14 protein-coding genes and 1 pseudogene are annotated in these 14,465 nt (G+C 59.9%); 4 read left to right on the top strand and 11 right to left on the bottom strand.

Annotation, left to right across the window (positions count from 1 at the left end; translation table 11 throughout):
- Positions 1-81: 81 nt before the first annotated feature.
- Positions 82-498: a hypothetical protein gene (locus C482_RS21500; protein ID WP_049896603.1), complete on the top strand. Its 417-nt coding sequence runs from the start codon at positions 82-84 to the stop codon at positions 496-498.
- A gap of 34 nt (positions 499-532) precedes the next feature.
- Positions 533-850 (top strand): annotated as a pseudogene (locus tag C482_RS22340) (IS5/IS1182 family transposase); the annotation flags it as partial.
- 279 nt (positions 851-1,129) lie between these two features.
- On the opposite strand, the gene C482_RS09470 reads toward C482_RS22340, so the two are convergent.
- From C482_RS09470 to C482_RS09440, 7 genes are all read right to left on the bottom strand, one after another.
- Positions 1,130-1,810 carry an IS6 family transposase gene (locus C482_RS09470; protein ID WP_006167351.1) on the bottom strand — a complete coding sequence of 227 codons (681 nt, stop codon included), beginning with the start codon at positions 1,808-1,810 and terminating at the stop codon, positions 1,130-1,132.
- 635 nt (positions 1,811-2,445) lie between these two features.
- Positions 2,446-3,171 carry a ribosome assembly factor SBDS gene (locus tag C482_RS09465; protein ID WP_006167350.1) on the bottom strand — a complete coding sequence of 242 codons (726 nt, stop codon included), beginning with the start codon at positions 3,169-3,171 and terminating at the stop codon, positions 2,446-2,448.
- A 229-nt stretch (positions 3,172-3,400) separates the two neighbouring features.
- Positions 3,401-4,156: an archaeal proteasome endopeptidase complex subunit alpha gene (gene psmA, locus C482_RS09460; protein ID WP_006167349.1), complete on the bottom strand. Its 756-nt coding sequence runs from the start codon at positions 4,154-4,156 to the stop codon at positions 3,401-3,403.
- Between the two features lie 4 nt (positions 4,157-4,160).
- A complete protein-coding gene (locus tag C482_RS09455) occupies positions 4,161-4,667 on the bottom strand; it encodes an Rpp14/Pop5 family protein (RefSeq protein WP_006167348.1) in 507 nt (168 codons plus the stop codon).
- A gap of 14 nt (positions 4,668-4,681) precedes the next feature.
- Entirely contained in the window at positions 4,682-5,311 is a 630-nt protein-coding gene (locus C482_RS09450; RefSeq protein ID WP_006167347.1) for a class I SAM-dependent methyltransferase, read from the bottom strand.
- Positions 5,295-5,999 carry an RNase P subunit p30 family protein gene (locus tag C482_RS09445; RefSeq protein WP_006167346.1) on the bottom strand — a complete coding sequence of 235 codons (705 nt, stop codon included), beginning with the start codon at positions 5,997-5,999 and terminating at the stop codon, positions 5,295-5,297. Before C482_RS09445 ends, C482_RS09450 begins: the two co-directional genes overlap by 17 nt.
- Before the next feature lie 174 nt (positions 6,000-6,173).
- Entirely contained in the window at positions 6,174-6,596 is a 423-nt protein-coding gene (locus C482_RS09440; RefSeq protein ID WP_049896618.1) for a CoA-binding protein, read from the bottom strand.
- 178 nt (positions 6,597-6,774) lie between these two features.
- On the opposite strand from C482_RS09440, the gene C482_RS09435 reads away from it, so the two are divergent.
- Positions 6,775-7,494, top strand: a complete 720-nt coding sequence (locus C482_RS09435) for an SDR family oxidoreductase (protein ID WP_006167344.1) — start codon at positions 6,775-6,777, stop codon at positions 7,492-7,494.
- Positions 7,495-7,511: 17 nt separating this feature from the next.
- Here the strand turns inward: C482_RS09435 and C482_RS09430 are convergent, their stop codons facing one another.
- The 4 genes from C482_RS09430 to C482_RS09415 all read right to left on the bottom strand — a co-directional run bounded on the left by C482_RS09430 (position 7,512) and on the right by C482_RS09415 (position 12,944).
- On the bottom strand, positions 7,512-8,168 hold the full coding sequence (locus C482_RS09430; RefSeq protein WP_006167343.1) for an alpha/beta hydrolase: 657 nt from the start codon (positions 8,166-8,168) through the stop codon (positions 7,512-7,514).
- Complete coding sequence (locus tag C482_RS09425) at positions 8,168-9,112, bottom strand: ring-cleaving dioxygenase (protein ID WP_006167342.1); 945 nt, start codon at positions 9,110-9,112, stop codon at positions 8,168-8,170. The genes C482_RS09430 and C482_RS09425 overlap by 1 nt, the downstream gene beginning before the upstream one ends.
- Before the next feature lie 307 nt (positions 9,113-9,419).
- Complete coding sequence (gene tbsP, locus C482_RS09420) at positions 9,420-10,238, bottom strand: transcriptional regulator TbsP (RefSeq protein ID WP_006167341.1); 819 nt, start codon at positions 10,236-10,238, stop codon at positions 9,420-9,422.
- 507 nt (positions 10,239-10,745) lie between these two features.
- A complete protein-coding gene (locus tag C482_RS09415; protein ID WP_006167340.1) occupies positions 10,746-12,944 on the bottom strand; it encodes a hypothetical protein in 2,199 nt (732 codons plus the stop codon).
- A 205-nt stretch (positions 12,945-13,149) separates the two neighbouring features.
- On the opposite strand from C482_RS09415, the gene glyA reads away from it, so the two are divergent.
- Positions 13,150-14,403, top strand: a complete 1,254-nt coding sequence (glyA, locus tag C482_RS09410; RefSeq protein WP_006167339.1) for a serine hydroxymethyltransferase — start codon at positions 13,150-13,152, stop codon at positions 14,401-14,403.
- Positions 14,404-14,465: the final 62 nt, after the last annotated feature.

Here is a 14,465-nt window from a genome sequence, read left to right as displayed (position 1 = left end):
TCTACCAGCTGCTGGATAGGTTGAGCGAAGTGTGCGAGATACAGAGCGCGAATGTGGCACAGGTTTTCGTCTCCGTGTCGCATGCAGAATAAGGTCGGCAGAGGTAGCGTCACCCTCGAGAAAGAGGTTTTTACGGATTCCCTTGCTCTTCCCGCGCTGGAAGCTGATATTCGGACAGACATGACGCATCAACTCGTTCACGAGCCGGCGGATCTGCTGTTTCGTGAGTCCATCTGGGTCGAGTTCCTCCTCGGACTCGCCGGGATTCACGTCATCGTCCTCGCTCCACAGTTCGTGCATTTCGACGTGGTGGGTGTGTCGGCGGCAGCAGGCTTCGACTTCATCGGCGACGTCCGTGATGAACTTCTCCGCTCGAGCGAGGAATCAACGATTCGAACACCGAGTGATCGTCGTCTGGTGAGGCGTCTCCGGTGTGTGATACATCTGGAGGGCAGGATACTCGTTTTCGTCACCGAGGTCCGGTTCGAAAGGCTCTGATGATCCGCTAGACGGTGTCAACTGGATCTGGCACATTTCACTGGAGAAATCCTACCGCGAAGCGCTCGACCCCTTGAGCGAAATGCCACAGATACTGGCGGAGGTCGGCCTTCTGAAGACCGATCTCCCTGATCACTCGACGCTAGTAAAGGTGTTTGACAGGATCACGATGTCGGTGTAGCGAGTGCTGTTGCGGCTGTGGGCGCAGCTGCACGAGCCATCTGATCATGCAGCGTGGACGCGACATTTTTCGACCTCAAAAACGCGAGCAAACACTACTGCCACCGAACGAATTTCCATGTCCAAATCCCCCAAAACAACCGTCCTCGTCGATACAGGAACACAAGCGGTCCCACGAAGCGCACAATTTACAGGTTTGCCGACTAAAATGTGTACAATGGCCAATCTTAGAAATAATAGCTGGTTTTTGATGGTGATTTTACTTCCAATCGGCTATCTCATCGGACTAGCTATCATCGCAGCGATCGACTCACCCGCCGGTAGTGCCGATGCAGCGTCAAATCCCGGATATCTGATAGGGGTCACTATCGGTGTCGTCGCTTTCGTACACGGGTTCCTTCGGCCGGTGGTACATTCTTCTAACAACACCTGACTTCTCAAAGGGCACTGTCTAGTTTAGCACCTCCTCAGATGGCGTTCGTCCATCGAGCGATTGGTGCGGTCTCTGTCGGTTGTTGTAATGCACAAATTGTTCAATCCATCTACGGGCGCTTCGCCGACTGCCCACCCATGAATTATGGAAACGGTCAACGCGCATTTTGAAGGTGTGAAACCATTTTTCGATGAGGTTTCGGTCGATATAGTCAACCCGACCGTTCAATCCTAACCGAGCAAGGGCAGTCCGATAACCAAATTGATCGACGAGAAACACCGCCTCGGAGAGATCATGTTTCTCGCGGAGTCTATGCAGAAATGCAGCCGCTGGATCGGTGCCGTGGCGACCGAACAATTGAGCATCGAGAATCAACTTTGCGTCGAGGTCTATTGCAGCGTACAGCCAAGACCATTCGCCGTTTATTTTGACAGCAGTCTCGTCAACCGCGACCCGCGAGGGCTTCGCCCTCGGCGGGTCGGGAACGCTGTCAGCCAGCCGATGTACCCAATTCCAAACTACTCCATGAGAGCGTTCAACACCTAATTCAGCGAGAATAGTTGTTGTCTCACGAAGCGAACATCCAGTCGCGTGAAGACGGACGGCGAACACCCTAGCGGGTGTCGCCGTCCACTCACGCTCCCAAGCTTCATCAAATTCCGCCGTGTATGACTCACTGAGCAGGTCTGCGAGCTGCATGATCAAACCAACTCTACGACCTGCTCACTTCTCAAACCACGCTAACTAGACGGTGCCAGCAGAGCCATTCTCCTATTTTGCTGTCGTCTCTCTTCTCAGTGACTATCGAGTTCGAACCAGGAGCAAACACGGATGACCCACTAGCATAGTCTGTGTTCGTGCGTCTACTGAGATTTGTGCGGCCGCACCTAGATATGATGGATGCCAATGGCGAAGTACAGCAGGATGAACCCTGCAACGATCCCGCCAATCAGGTAGAACAGCGGCGTATGCGACGGGAAATATAGTAGCCACTGCAAGTCACTGCGCACCTGATCGCACGACGGCAGCGCGGTTCGGAGCGAGTGAACTGAGCGAGAACCGCGAACGTGNCGCACCTGATCGCACGACGGCAGCGCGGTTCGGAGCGAGTGAACTGAGCGAGAACCGCGAACGTGCGATCAGTGTGTAACTAGTTGCAGTTGTTACTATAGAACCAGAGGAGCAAGAGGATGACCACCGCTGCGCCTTCCCTGACAACACCACCGAGTAGCCTATCGAGAGACCCCAGACACATTGATTGAGTTCAAACGGAAAACGTCATTGCGTTTTCGCACACTACTCCGCCCTGCAACAGATGAGTGGGCTCTGTTACTTCACCGCGTCTGCAGGTCGTCCTTATCTTTGATCAACTCCGTCTCTGCCTTCCCACTCGAGTGCTCATTGACCACGTCGTAGAACTCGTTTTGCATCCCCGCCGGGAACGTCACCACGCCGATCCACGAGCCGTCGGGTTGCCACTCCTCGCGTTCCAGGTCGCCGAACTGGCGAACCTGTGCCTGTGCGCTACCCGCATACTCTGCCGGAATCTGGACCGCGATCGTTACTTCCTCGAATCGGATCGGGATCACCGGCCGGAGGTCGTCGAGCGCTTCGTCGACCTGGGACTCGACTGTCTCCATCGGGTCAACCGTGAAGCCCGCCTCCTCGAGTGCGTTCTCGATTCGCTCTGGCGGGTGGGGTGCGTTGTCCATCTGCGGGTTGACCGCGTTGCGCGCGATGGTGTTGATCAGTTGTTTTCGCTTCTGTTCTTGCATCTCGCGGCGCTGTTCGGCCGTAATCTGGATCTCTCCCTCTGTGACGACTTCGGGGATGATCTCGAGCGGGTCGGTCGTGTCGAAGACCGTCTCGAGGTCGTCCTCGGCGGGGCGGTCCCCGCGGGAGGCGTTCTCGAAGACGTCCTCTGCGGCGATGACGTCCTCTAGATCGCCGTCGAATTCGTCGCGCTTGATGGCGAGTGCGGCGTCCGGGTCGACCAACACTTCGAAGCGCGCCCCGTGGGATTCGAGTCGCGCTGTCACCGCCTCGTCGAGTGATATCATAGCAGTGAGTTCCGTCGGCCGCCTAAAAGAGTTTTTCCTGCTGTTGTGGTGATTGCGAGTGAGTTTGTTGGGCAACACGGAGTTGGGACTCAGTTTCCGGTGGCAGTTTCGAAACGGCTGGTCGAGAAGTAGTAGGGTTCGCGGTCTGCGGTTTGCCGTTCCGTATTCGCCGCCAGCCGTCGCCCGCGGCGACGTGCGGTCACTCAACCGTGGTGACGCTCGATTGCGATTACTCGTCTGCGTCCTCCTCACCGTCGTCGAGGAGGTCGTTCTCTTCTAGGTGGTCCGCGATGCGGTCCTGTTCGAACTGCTCGAAGCGCTCGCTTTCTGCGTCGATGGTCGCGAGTCCGACCTCGCTTGGCAGCAGCGAGCCGTCGTTGACCGATGCGAGCGCGTCGAGGGCGAGCTGGATACCGCCGTCTAGATCGGCCTCCTCGTCGTAGTTCTCCTCGAGATAGTTCTGGAGTTCGCTGCGGTCGGCACCGACAGCGAGAGCCTTCCACTCGTACGGCGTGCCGGATGGGTCGGTCTCGAACAGGCGTGGTTCGCCGTTCTCGACACCGCCGACGATCAGCGCGACGCCGAACGGACGGGCACCGCCGACCTGGGTGTACTGCTGGATGTGGTCAGTGACCTCCTTCGTCAGCGTCTCGACCCCGATTGGTTCGCCGTAGCGCAGCTGGTTGACCTGCGACTGACGGCGCGCGAAGTCGATCAGCTGGCGCGCGTCGGCGACGTGGCCGGCGCTCGCGATGCCGATGTGGTCGTCTGCTTTGTGAATCTTCTCAACACTCGAGTCCTCGAGCAGTGGCGATGGAACGCGCTTGTCGACGGCCAGCACGACGCCGTCGTCGGTTCGAACGCCAATACTCGCTGTGCCACGCTTGACCGCCTCGCGGGCGTACTCCACCTGGTAGAGTCGGCCGTCGGGCGAGAAGATCGTGATGCCTCGGTCGTACGCCTGCTGTTGGGCTTGTCCCTGCATAGTATCACGCTAAATCGTAATCGGAATCGTCGTAATCGAGGTCTGTCGTCCCCGCGAACGCCGCATCGAGTCGCACGTCTACAGATCCATCGCGCACAACGGCGACTCGCTCCTCGTTCCCGAACACGACGTGTCTCTCTTCAGAATCTTGCCCGCGGCGTCCTAAATACTTTTCTTCAGCGGCACGGATCGTGCCACTGATACCGTTGACCCGTACACCCACCGCCTCGCCGTCGATTTCGCCAATACAGGCGATCGCCGCCCGGGCTTCGTCGCTCCAGCCGTGTCTGACCTTGACGAGCGCCTCGCCGACGCCTGCCGTCGCGTCGAACTGGAACTGCAGCACGGAGAGATCGGCGCGGGCACCCCCCGGATCACCGAGCAGATTCTGGCCGGCGTACCAGCACTCGCGCTGAAACGCCCGCCGGTCGACCGAGCTATCGGGCCAGCACTCGAGTTCGACTGCCAGATAGCGCCAACGCGGGCGGAGGTGTTTGGGGAGGTGTTTCATTGCGATTTCGGGTGTTACTGAGCGTCGGTTTCGTCACGACCACGGCTGCGTTCGGCTACCAGCACACCCACCTGTTCGTGGACGCGCTCGACGGCCGTCAGCGAGAAGCCGGCATCCGTGAGCGCGTCGGCGAGGAAACCGACCGTCGCCGGGTCGTCAACCTCCGGTGAGTAGAACGGCTCGTCAGGGTTTGGTTCACCGAAGAACATTACGTCGCCGAGGACGAACCGCTGTGGGCCGAGCTCGCCGATCACCGAAATCGCCTCGCGCTTTTCCTCGTCCGAGAGATGGTGCATCGCGAAGTTGGAGGTAACGATGTCGGCTGCGCCGTCGTACTCGGGTTCACGGAACGTCCCGTGATCGAATTCGACGTTCTCCACTCCCTGCTCGGCTGCTTTGGATGCTGCTTCCTCCATCATGCCGTCGCTGATGTCGCGGCCAACGACGCGCTCTGCGTCGGGGGCTAGTGCGAGCGCAATCGCGCCGGTCCCCGTTCCGAGGTCGAGGACAGTCTCGTCCGCGTCGGGCGCGGCGTGCTCTATTACCAGGTTCGCACACGCACGATATTCTTCGGAACTGTCGTCGTCGTACTCGCTTGCGGCCTCGTCGAAGCGGGCGGCGTGTTCCTCAATGCTCTTCTTCATACCTGCCCCGTTTGACCCCCGGCTCAATGAAGGACTCGGACTGAATCCGACGATTGCGCTCGGCGAGGTGGCCCCACTCAGCGAGCCCGTCCTCGATAAATGACTTCGAAAAGCCGATCTGTTCGCCGAGTGCCGCCAGTTCTCTGGGCGCGCGCAGTTCGAGGTGCGACCGCGGCGTCGCACTCACAACGTAGGGGGCGTCGTAGTAGTCGATGATATCTTCTAACTTCCGCAACGACTGGATGATTCGAACCCGTCGGCCACCATGTGTCCGGAGCACACCCGAGAGGTCGAACTCGAATCGAACACCGTTCTCGGCTGCCGCCTTCGCGAGCACGTGATTCACGTCGCCGCTGTCGGTCATCGGGTGGGCAAGCACGTCCACCTTCTCGTTCTCGACGGCAAAGCGGTTCATCGCGGGCGTGCCACCCGAAACCGTGACGATGGTCTCATCGGTTCGGTGGTTGCCGACGGCACCGCTCGCCTGTTCGACGCTGTTGGCGTCGATCTCGACACCTGTGACGACATCGATGTCGTACGCCGCGCTGACCTCGTCGGCATCGAATTCCGCGCGGGTACTCGAGTCGGTGCGCACGACCACGCCCTCGAAACCGAATCTGGCCGCGGTTTTCGCGAGCCTGGCGACCGTGCTCTGTCCGTCGGGGTGGGCGTGGACGGCTTCGTACATACGAGAGCTCTCACGCGGCGCGAACTTGGGGTTTGCGTCATCCGGTTGCGGATCCGCAGTGCGGATGGTGTGTGGATGGCGGTTGCGGACTCGAGGAGAGAGGGGAGTCACAGGATGGGAGTTGCGGGCAGAGTGGCGGGACCAGCACCCGAGAGCGGGTGTCTGTGGTCTGATTTAGTCCATCGGGTTGCGGATGAGTTGGCCGTGTTCGACTTTCATACAGCGGTTCTGAACGACAGCAATGTCAGCGGCTTCGGCCGTACGTGCTGCCTCGTCGTTCTGCGTCCCCGGCTGCATCCATATTGCCTTCACGTCGTCACGATCCAGCGCCTGTGCAACGATGTCCGGAACTTCCCCGCTTGGCCGAAAGATCTGGACGATATCAACGGGATCCACGATGTCGGGCAGTGAATCGAACGCAGGCTCTCCGAAAACCTCGGTCGCGTTCGGGTTAACTGGACGGAGTTCGTACCCGTGTCGCTGGAGGTATGCTGGGACGATGTGTGCTGCTTTCTCGTGCGAGGTCGATGCACCGACGACTGCAACGCGGTCGTAGTCGAGAATCTGCCGGAGTTTGTCTGGGTCTTCGATTGGCACACTCATATCTCGTTGCCACTACAAATGAATCTACACCCAGTTAGACAGCAATCGTTCGATCAGTGTGTCTCGAGTGTGTATCGAGGTGCTGTTGTCACGATTGAACAGCCACAACGGGAACAAGGTATCTCTCTGTAGACCTCTCCATTTACGTGACAGTTGTTCGTAGCTCACCACGATGTCCACGCAATTCGAGTTCGAGTTCACTGATCAGGTCGTTCTCGTAGCAGGAGCGAGCGGTTCGCTCGGCACGGCAACCGTTGAGCACTTCCACGACGCCGGTGCGACTGTTTGTATGAGTGCTCGTAACCCACCGAAAGACGGCAAGGCCGCAACACTCCTCGATGAAGATCGCGTTCAGTTCTACGACGCAGATTTCACCGACGAAGCCGCTGTGGCGTCCGTGTTCGAGTCACTTCTCGAGGACCACGGCCGACTCGATGCACTCTGTTCGCTTGTCGGCTCGTGGCGTGGCGGAACGCCGATCGACGAGACCGGCGTTGACGAGTTCGATTTTCTTCTGGACGTTAATCTCAAGACGATGTTTCTGGCAGCCAAACACGCAATCCCCCACTTGCGTGCATCCGAGGGGACTCTCGTGACCGTTAGTTCACGTTCCTCGCTTGGTGGCGGTGAGGGCGATGGACCCTACCGTGCCGCGAAAGCCGGTGTGCGACTCCTGACGGAAACGATTGCAGCAGAGAACCGAGGGTCCGTTCGTGCGAACGCCATCATGCCGAGTATCATCGACACCCCGGCGAATCGGGAACTGCTACCGGACGCTGCCCATCAGAAGTGGCCGACACCCGACGAAATCGCCCGAACGATACTGTTTCTCTGTAGTGATGCTGCGAGCGCGACGAGCGGGGCTGCTGTGCCGGTGTACGGAGAGAGTTGAGTTGTTCTACGAGCAGTTCAGACGAGTCGCTCGATGAACGAATTGATCGTCTGGATTTCGTCGTCGTTGATAGCATGCCCCAGTTCGTCGTAGAGCCTGTGCTGTACGTCCCCATCGAGTTGTTCGAACGCGTTCGCCGAGTCCTGAACACGCTCGGCGGGAATGTAGGGGTCGTCTGTACCACAGCCGAAGAATACTGGCATCTCATCGAGAGACCCACTGTTGTCTCGTGTTCGTTCGGGGCCGAGAAGGCTCCCCGACAGCACGATGAGGCCGCCGTATCGACGAGGGGTTCGTGCTACGAACTCGCTTGCGAGACAACCACCCTGTGAGAAACCGAAGAGGAGCGTGCGTTCTGGAGGGACGGCCGCGTCGGAAGCGATCTCGATTGCCGCTTCAATACGCTGAAACCCTGAGGATAGCCACGGCTCGTTCTCTTCGAGTGGTGCAAATGCAGATCGAGGATACCACGACCTGTGGGCTGCCTGTGGGGCGAGATACATTGCACCGTGGTGAAGAAATTCATCGATGAGTGTAAGGAGATGCTGTGCAGTCGATCCACGGCCGTGAAGCAGGACGACGGCTGCGTCGGCCACCGCTGGTGGCGCACCGGCCGTCTCGATCGGTTGTCCGTCGTGTGGATGCTCGTTCGCTCCCGAATCATTCTGCCCCATTAGGTCGACTCCTGCCCTGCTGAGAGATCGAGTGGCTGTAACTGATTTTCGATCATCTCGCGGTCCGTTTCGAGCCACGGCGGCAGATAGAGCGTTTGTCCGAGTGTATCGAGATCGCTGTCGGCCGTAAGACCTGGTTGTTCCGTTGCGAGTTCGAACAGGATTCCACCTGGCTCACGGACGTACAGCGAGTGGAAGAAGTGTCGGTCTTTCACCCGGGACACATCGTAGTCGCGCTCCCGAAAGAGGTCGTGCCACTCGTAGAGCTGGTCCACATCTGGAACGGAGACAGCAACGTGGTGGATCGACCCTGCACCCTCGCGCCCGAACTCGGCATCGCGGTCGAGGAGATCGATGACGGTCGCATGCTCTCCGGGTGCCTCGTACCGAACCCGGTCGTCTTCCTGCGCCGTGAGGTCGAATCCAAGCGTCTCAAGCACGCTCGCGGTGACGTACCTGTTCACGGAGAGCAGCGTTACACCGTGAATGCCACGAATTGCGTGCTGTTCGGGGACTGTGCTATCCTCCCACGGTTTGACAGCCGACACACCAGTAACCAACTCGAGTTGTGTGCCATCGGGATCGGCGACTCGAAGCACGGTTTCGTCGAATCGTTCGACGGGCGCTTCGACCGTGACGCCGTGCTCGGCGAGACGATCTTGCCAGTACGTCACCGAGTCAGGCGGAATCACCAGCGAAGCAGTACTGATCTGTGGCGTTCCCGGCCGGCCGTCGTTGGCTGCTGGATACGGAAAGAAGGTTAATGCGGTGCCGGGTGATCCGGTCTCATCGCCATAAAAGAGGTGTCGCGTGAACTTCTCGTTGAAGTTCACCGTTTGCTTGACGAGACGGAGGCCGAGCACGTCTCTGTAGAACTCGACGTTCTGCTGTGCGTTCCGAACGATACCTGTGATGTGGTGGATTCCAGCGGTGTCTGTGAGCATGAGAGTCGGACAGTGAGGAAGTGCCGTGAAGCGACATTCCGTTCCCAGCTAGTGAGTACGGACAGTTAAATCCGCTAGCACCGACCGCTGTGTCGAATGTCGCGTGTTCGAGAAGGCAACTCGGTACTCGTCTGCTCGCACCATCGACTGCGTCACGTCGACTCTTGTGGGAGTACGAGTGGGTGTCGGAGGAGAGAAAGAGAAATCTCTACCACGAACTCAAGTACGATAACTCCGTTAGAGACGGTACTGTGTGAGGTTGGAGTGTGCGACCAGTGATGGGTGGGAGACCCATCACAGTCGGATTCTAGTTCAGGATAGACTGTGCGACTGTCGCGAGCTGACCGTTGTCGGCCTCGCGCAGGCGGTCGTCGCCAATCTTCAGACGCAGGCGGGGACGACCGACATCGATCGGAACCTTCTCCGTGTCGATTAGACCCATGTCCTCGAGCTTGGTCTTCGTGCGGCTGAACGTCGCCTTACTAGCGATCCCCACGTCCTCTCCCCACTTGCTGATGTCGTACAGCAGCGCCTCGTTCTTCGCTGCGACGAGCAGCGAAATCGTGACTTCGTCGAGGCCGTCGCCGTCGCCGCGGGCGGTCTCGAGCGAGTTGAGAATCGCCGTGAAGTCTTCTTCGGCGTCGGGGCTGATCTCGTCGGCGAGTGTCTCGCGAACGTCTGTAATCGGCGGGGTACGGAGGTTGAACGCGGAGGCGTCCTCCCAGCGGGCCGCGTAGGTGTCGAAGGTGTCCTCGACGAAGCTGTCGTCGTCGGTGACGAGGCCGCCGACGCGGTCGCCGGCGTGGACGACGGCGATGACGCGCTCGTCAGTGACGAGCAGCGAGTTCTCAGGTGCTTCATCGAGCGTGTGGAGTGCGAGTGCACCCTCGCTGATGAGGTCCGCTGCGTTCGATGCGACGATGAAGTCGTCCATGACCGCTTTCAGGGTGCGTTCGTCGGCGAGCATGTGGACCGACGGGAGTGAGCCGTCGAACGCTGTAGCGACGGAAATGAACTCCTCGATGGCATCCCGCGACGGGTTAACCATGTATACGTCACCGCTTGCATCTTCGAGAATCGATTCCAGTATATCGTCAATCTGGTGGTTGAGTAAATTCGAAGCCATCTCTCTACAGAAGTAATCGAGAGCGCAGTACTTAATTTTGGTGGCCATCATCACGGCAGAACTTCTCACCTGATTGACGAACCAGTAATTTTTGTCCGTTTGTAGTTCATTGCACCGACACGTTTAACTGATCTACAGAGGTGGGTACCGAATCTCAACGAACCGGGCTGTGGTGTTTAGTACGTTCTCGGTAACCGATAAAATTTGCGTCAGTTATATGCTCTGGTTCTGGCATTGTTAGTCTGTATGGATGTTCCATTCCCCCGGCCCTGGTTTGCCGCTCAGCCCTTCCACCACTCCGTTTTCGCAGCTACTGTGCAAATTCGGGACGCGCTCCCACGAGTCAAGACGGAGCGTGTGAGTACGTACGGTGGACCATAGGTTCGCGGCCAGCAACTACGACAGACTGCTTAGGACCCGGGTCCAAGGTCCCAGGACTCGGAACTAGAACTAGAACTCAGAACGGCGACGTGACGAAAGTGCCTCACCCATCAGGGTGGGGCCCTATCACGGTTCGAACGCCGGCCAGATCGCGTGCGACCATTCAATGTCGCCGTCATAGATCACCGACGCCGACGTTTCTTTGAGCAACGTCACGAGTTCCGACGCCGAGAGCACGAATCTCGACTCCGATCCACAGAGGTACGCAACCTCGTTATCCGCAGTGTGGGGGAAGTAGTACGATCCCGTGAGACGCGGCGAGTAACAATCGAGCGTGACCAGATACTGCCCGTCATCACCGCCGGCATCGACCGCAGTGCCGGAGCCAGGTCGCGGGTACTCGAGTACGGTCCCGTCTGTCTCTGATCGTGTCTCCGGTGCTCTCTCCCCAGTCGACGAATCGAGGTCCTCGACGCGAACCGTCGTCGGGAGGCGATGTTCGCCCTGGGTTAGCGAGTGAGTGCCGTCGCCGACGACGGTGTAGTCTTTGCCCATGATGATTCGCCGTCGAGCGAGCGCCAACGCTCGTTCGATGCTGAACCCGTGGACTAGTAGCTTTGCGAAGGCTGAACCGACCTTGACGGCGTGGTCGTTCAGCACCTTCCTGACGGTGACGGCTCCTGCGACGCTGCCCTTCTCGATCAACGTCCGTCCTTCGTAGAACGAGCCGCAGGCGTTGAGAAAGAACGTCTGTGTCTCACAGCGATCGAGGCTCGTCATCGACAGGTGGCCGTCCGGACAGCGTAGACCCGCTTCCTCGCAGTGACCGATGTAGTGGACGAAGTCAAAGCCGTCTTCGAAGATTCGCGCGAGTTCGTCCGTCGTGACGCCCTCGGAAACCGTGACGGTCATCGGCAACTCGCCCGACCGCGCGCGATAGATCTCAGCAACATCGTTGTGCTCGCCAGCCATCTCCGGATCGTTCAGGACGACACAGACCGAGGTCTCCTCACTCGCCCGCTCGAGGAACTCGAGTCGGTTCGCGTACGCCTCGGGGGCGGCGTTGAAGACATCGATTGGGACGCCGTCTGCGAGCCAGCCGTGGACCCGTCCGTGTCGCAGTTCGGGTTTGACGATATCGACGGACGCGACCTCTCCGCTGGAGCCGGATCGAGCGCCACCGCGATAGCAGGCGGTGAGCGATCGGTCGACCAGCTCCTGACCGTCGAGGCGTGAGGTCTCCGGTCGGTAGAGGAGGCTGAGCCGATCAAGCAGGAACGGGAGCGTCTCGACGTGCTCGTACTCGGGCGCGACGTACGTCGCAAGGTGCCACTCCGGCAGGTGGGATTCGATTGCGTCGAACGGGACGTCGAGGTAGGCCGCCAGCCGCTCCTGGGGTGTCGCCTCGTAGAGCTGTGCCGGCTCGATGGTGACCCGATTCGCATCAAGCACCGCTTCCTCTGCTAACGCCGTCCCGTAGGGGCCGGCGTTGCGAACCAGACAGTCGAAGAAGAACGTCTTCCGGAGGAGTTCTGTGACCTCGCACTCGAGTGCGGGCGGGCCGGCGAGGTGGTGGTCGATGCCGAGGTCGGAGAGGCGGAGCACGACACCGGTTTCTGCGTCGGGGTACAGCGACGCGTCGGTCCGAACTTGTGCCTGCAGGTAGTATGCAAGTGGTGCGACGAGGTATATCATCTCGTAGCAGGGTGGCACGACGAGTTCGATTCCGGTCTCGGGCGTATCGGCCCGAATGCAGTCGGGTACGTGCAGTTCGTCGCCAGACTCGAGAAGCGGTGGGTGGCCTCGGAGCGTCGGATAGGAACGGTCGGCGCTCGTCGTCTTGTGCGAGGAGGCCAGATGTGAGATGGCGGTCGCGAGCGCCGAGGGCGAGTCGGGAACGGTAATGCTGCCGGCGGGGAACTCGTGGTGGCTGCGAAAGCCGAGGTCGACAGAGGTCCGCTCGGGGAACGAAACGACGACGGATTCGAAGTCGTCGGTCCGTTCGATGCGGGCTGAACTGTGGAACTGAAGGTAGCTCTTGATCTCGGTGTCGATGTCCACGACGTACTCGCTGGGAGGGAGCGAAAGTGGGTCACCGCACGGTTCGAGTTCCATCGGTGCGGACGCCGAATCCAGCGGGAAGGCATAGACGACGGCGTGTGGAAAGCGGAGTTCGCTCGCGCGCACCGAGACGGTTTCGTCGACCGGGCGTGGGAGTTCGGGATTTCGGTCACGAATGGTCAATTCCTCGCCCGTAATCGCCAGTGTAGCGCTGTCGGTGTCGGTAATACGAACGCCGTCCTGTCGTTCATCCCACACGAGCATTCAGTACGGTAGATCCAACGCAATGTAGTTAGTTGTATCGGATGGTAATAGCTTGCAAGGGACACGATTGCTGGCAGTTGACTGCCACCGAGTGAGAGAAAATCGCGGGCAAAACCACCATCGATTTCATCACAATCGCTTGTGTTCGTGGCTCGGCTTGCCGAAGAGAGGTACACTTATACAGCAGCCAGACACCACTTCGCACATGGACCACGAGCACGTCCGGGAGGTCGATCCTGCCGTCGCCGATGCACTCAAGGGAGAGGTAGAGCGCCAGCGATCGTCTCTGCAGATGATCGCGAGCGAGAACCACGTTAGCGAGGCCGTCATCGACGCCCAGGGGAGCGCGCTGACGAACAAGTACGCTGAGGGGTACCCCGGCTCGCGCTACTACGGCGGCTGTGAGTACGCCGACGAGGTCGAAGAACTCGCCATCGAGCGCGCCACGGAGCTGTTCGGTGCCGACCACGTCAACGTCCAGCCCCACTCGGGCACGCAGGCCAACCAGGCCGTCTACTTTGCGATGCTCGAACCGGGCGACAAGATCCTCTCGCTGGATCTGACCCACGGCGGCCACCTGAGCCACGGCCACCCGGCGAACTTCGTCGGCCAGTTCTACGACGTCGAGCAGTACGAAGTCGACGCCGAAACGGGCTACATCGACTACGACGGGCTCGAAGCACAGGCCGCCGAGTTCGAGCCGGACATCATCGTCTCGGGGTACTCCGCCTACCCGCGCGAGATCGAATGGGGGCGCATCCAGGATGTCGCCGACGATGTCGACGCGCTCCACCTCGCAGACATTGCGCACATCACCGGCCTCGTCGCCGCTGGCGTCCACTCCTCGCCGGTCGGCATCGCGGACTTCGTCACCGGCTCGACCCACAAGACGATCCGCTCCGGTCGCGGCGGCATCGTCATGTGTGAGGAAGCGTACGCTGACGACATCGACTCCGCCGTCTTCCCCGGCGGCCAGGGCGGCCCGCTCATGCACAACGTCGCCGGCAAGGCCGTCGGCTTCAAGGAGGCGCTCCAGCCGGAGTTCGAAGACTACGCCGAACAGACCGTCGCGAACGCGAAGGCGCTCGGCGACCAGCTCGCCGAACACGGCTTCTCACTCGTCTCCGAGGGCACCGACAATCACCTCGTGCTTGTCGACCTGCGCGAGAGCCACCCCGACACCTCCGGCGGCGACGCCGAGGAGGCACTCGAGGACGCCGGCATCGTCCTCAACGGCAACACGGTGCCGGGCGAGACCCGCTCGGCGTTCGATCCGTCCGGTATCCGCGCCGGCACGCCGGCGCTGACGACCCGCGGCTTCGATGAGGACGACTGCCGGACGGTCGCCGACCTCATCGCCCGCGTGATCGACGACCCTGACGACGAGGACGTACTCGAGTCGGTTCGTGCGGAAGTCGATGAGCTCTGTGCGGCGAATCCGCTGTACGAAGACGCATAGCGTCGCTGCGTTCACGTTCACGTTCGCGTTCTCGGTTTTGCTTTTGTGTCTCGCTGCTTGCT

The organism is Natrialba chahannaoensis JCM 10990 (assembly GCF_000337135.1).
In the GTDB taxonomy this organism is placed as follows: Archaea; Halobacteriota; Halobacteria; order Halobacteriales; family Natrialbaceae; genus Natrialba; species Natrialba chahannaoensis.
Note: the sequence above shows the minus strand (reverse complement) of the source record. Positions and strands in the feature narration are given on the sequence as shown.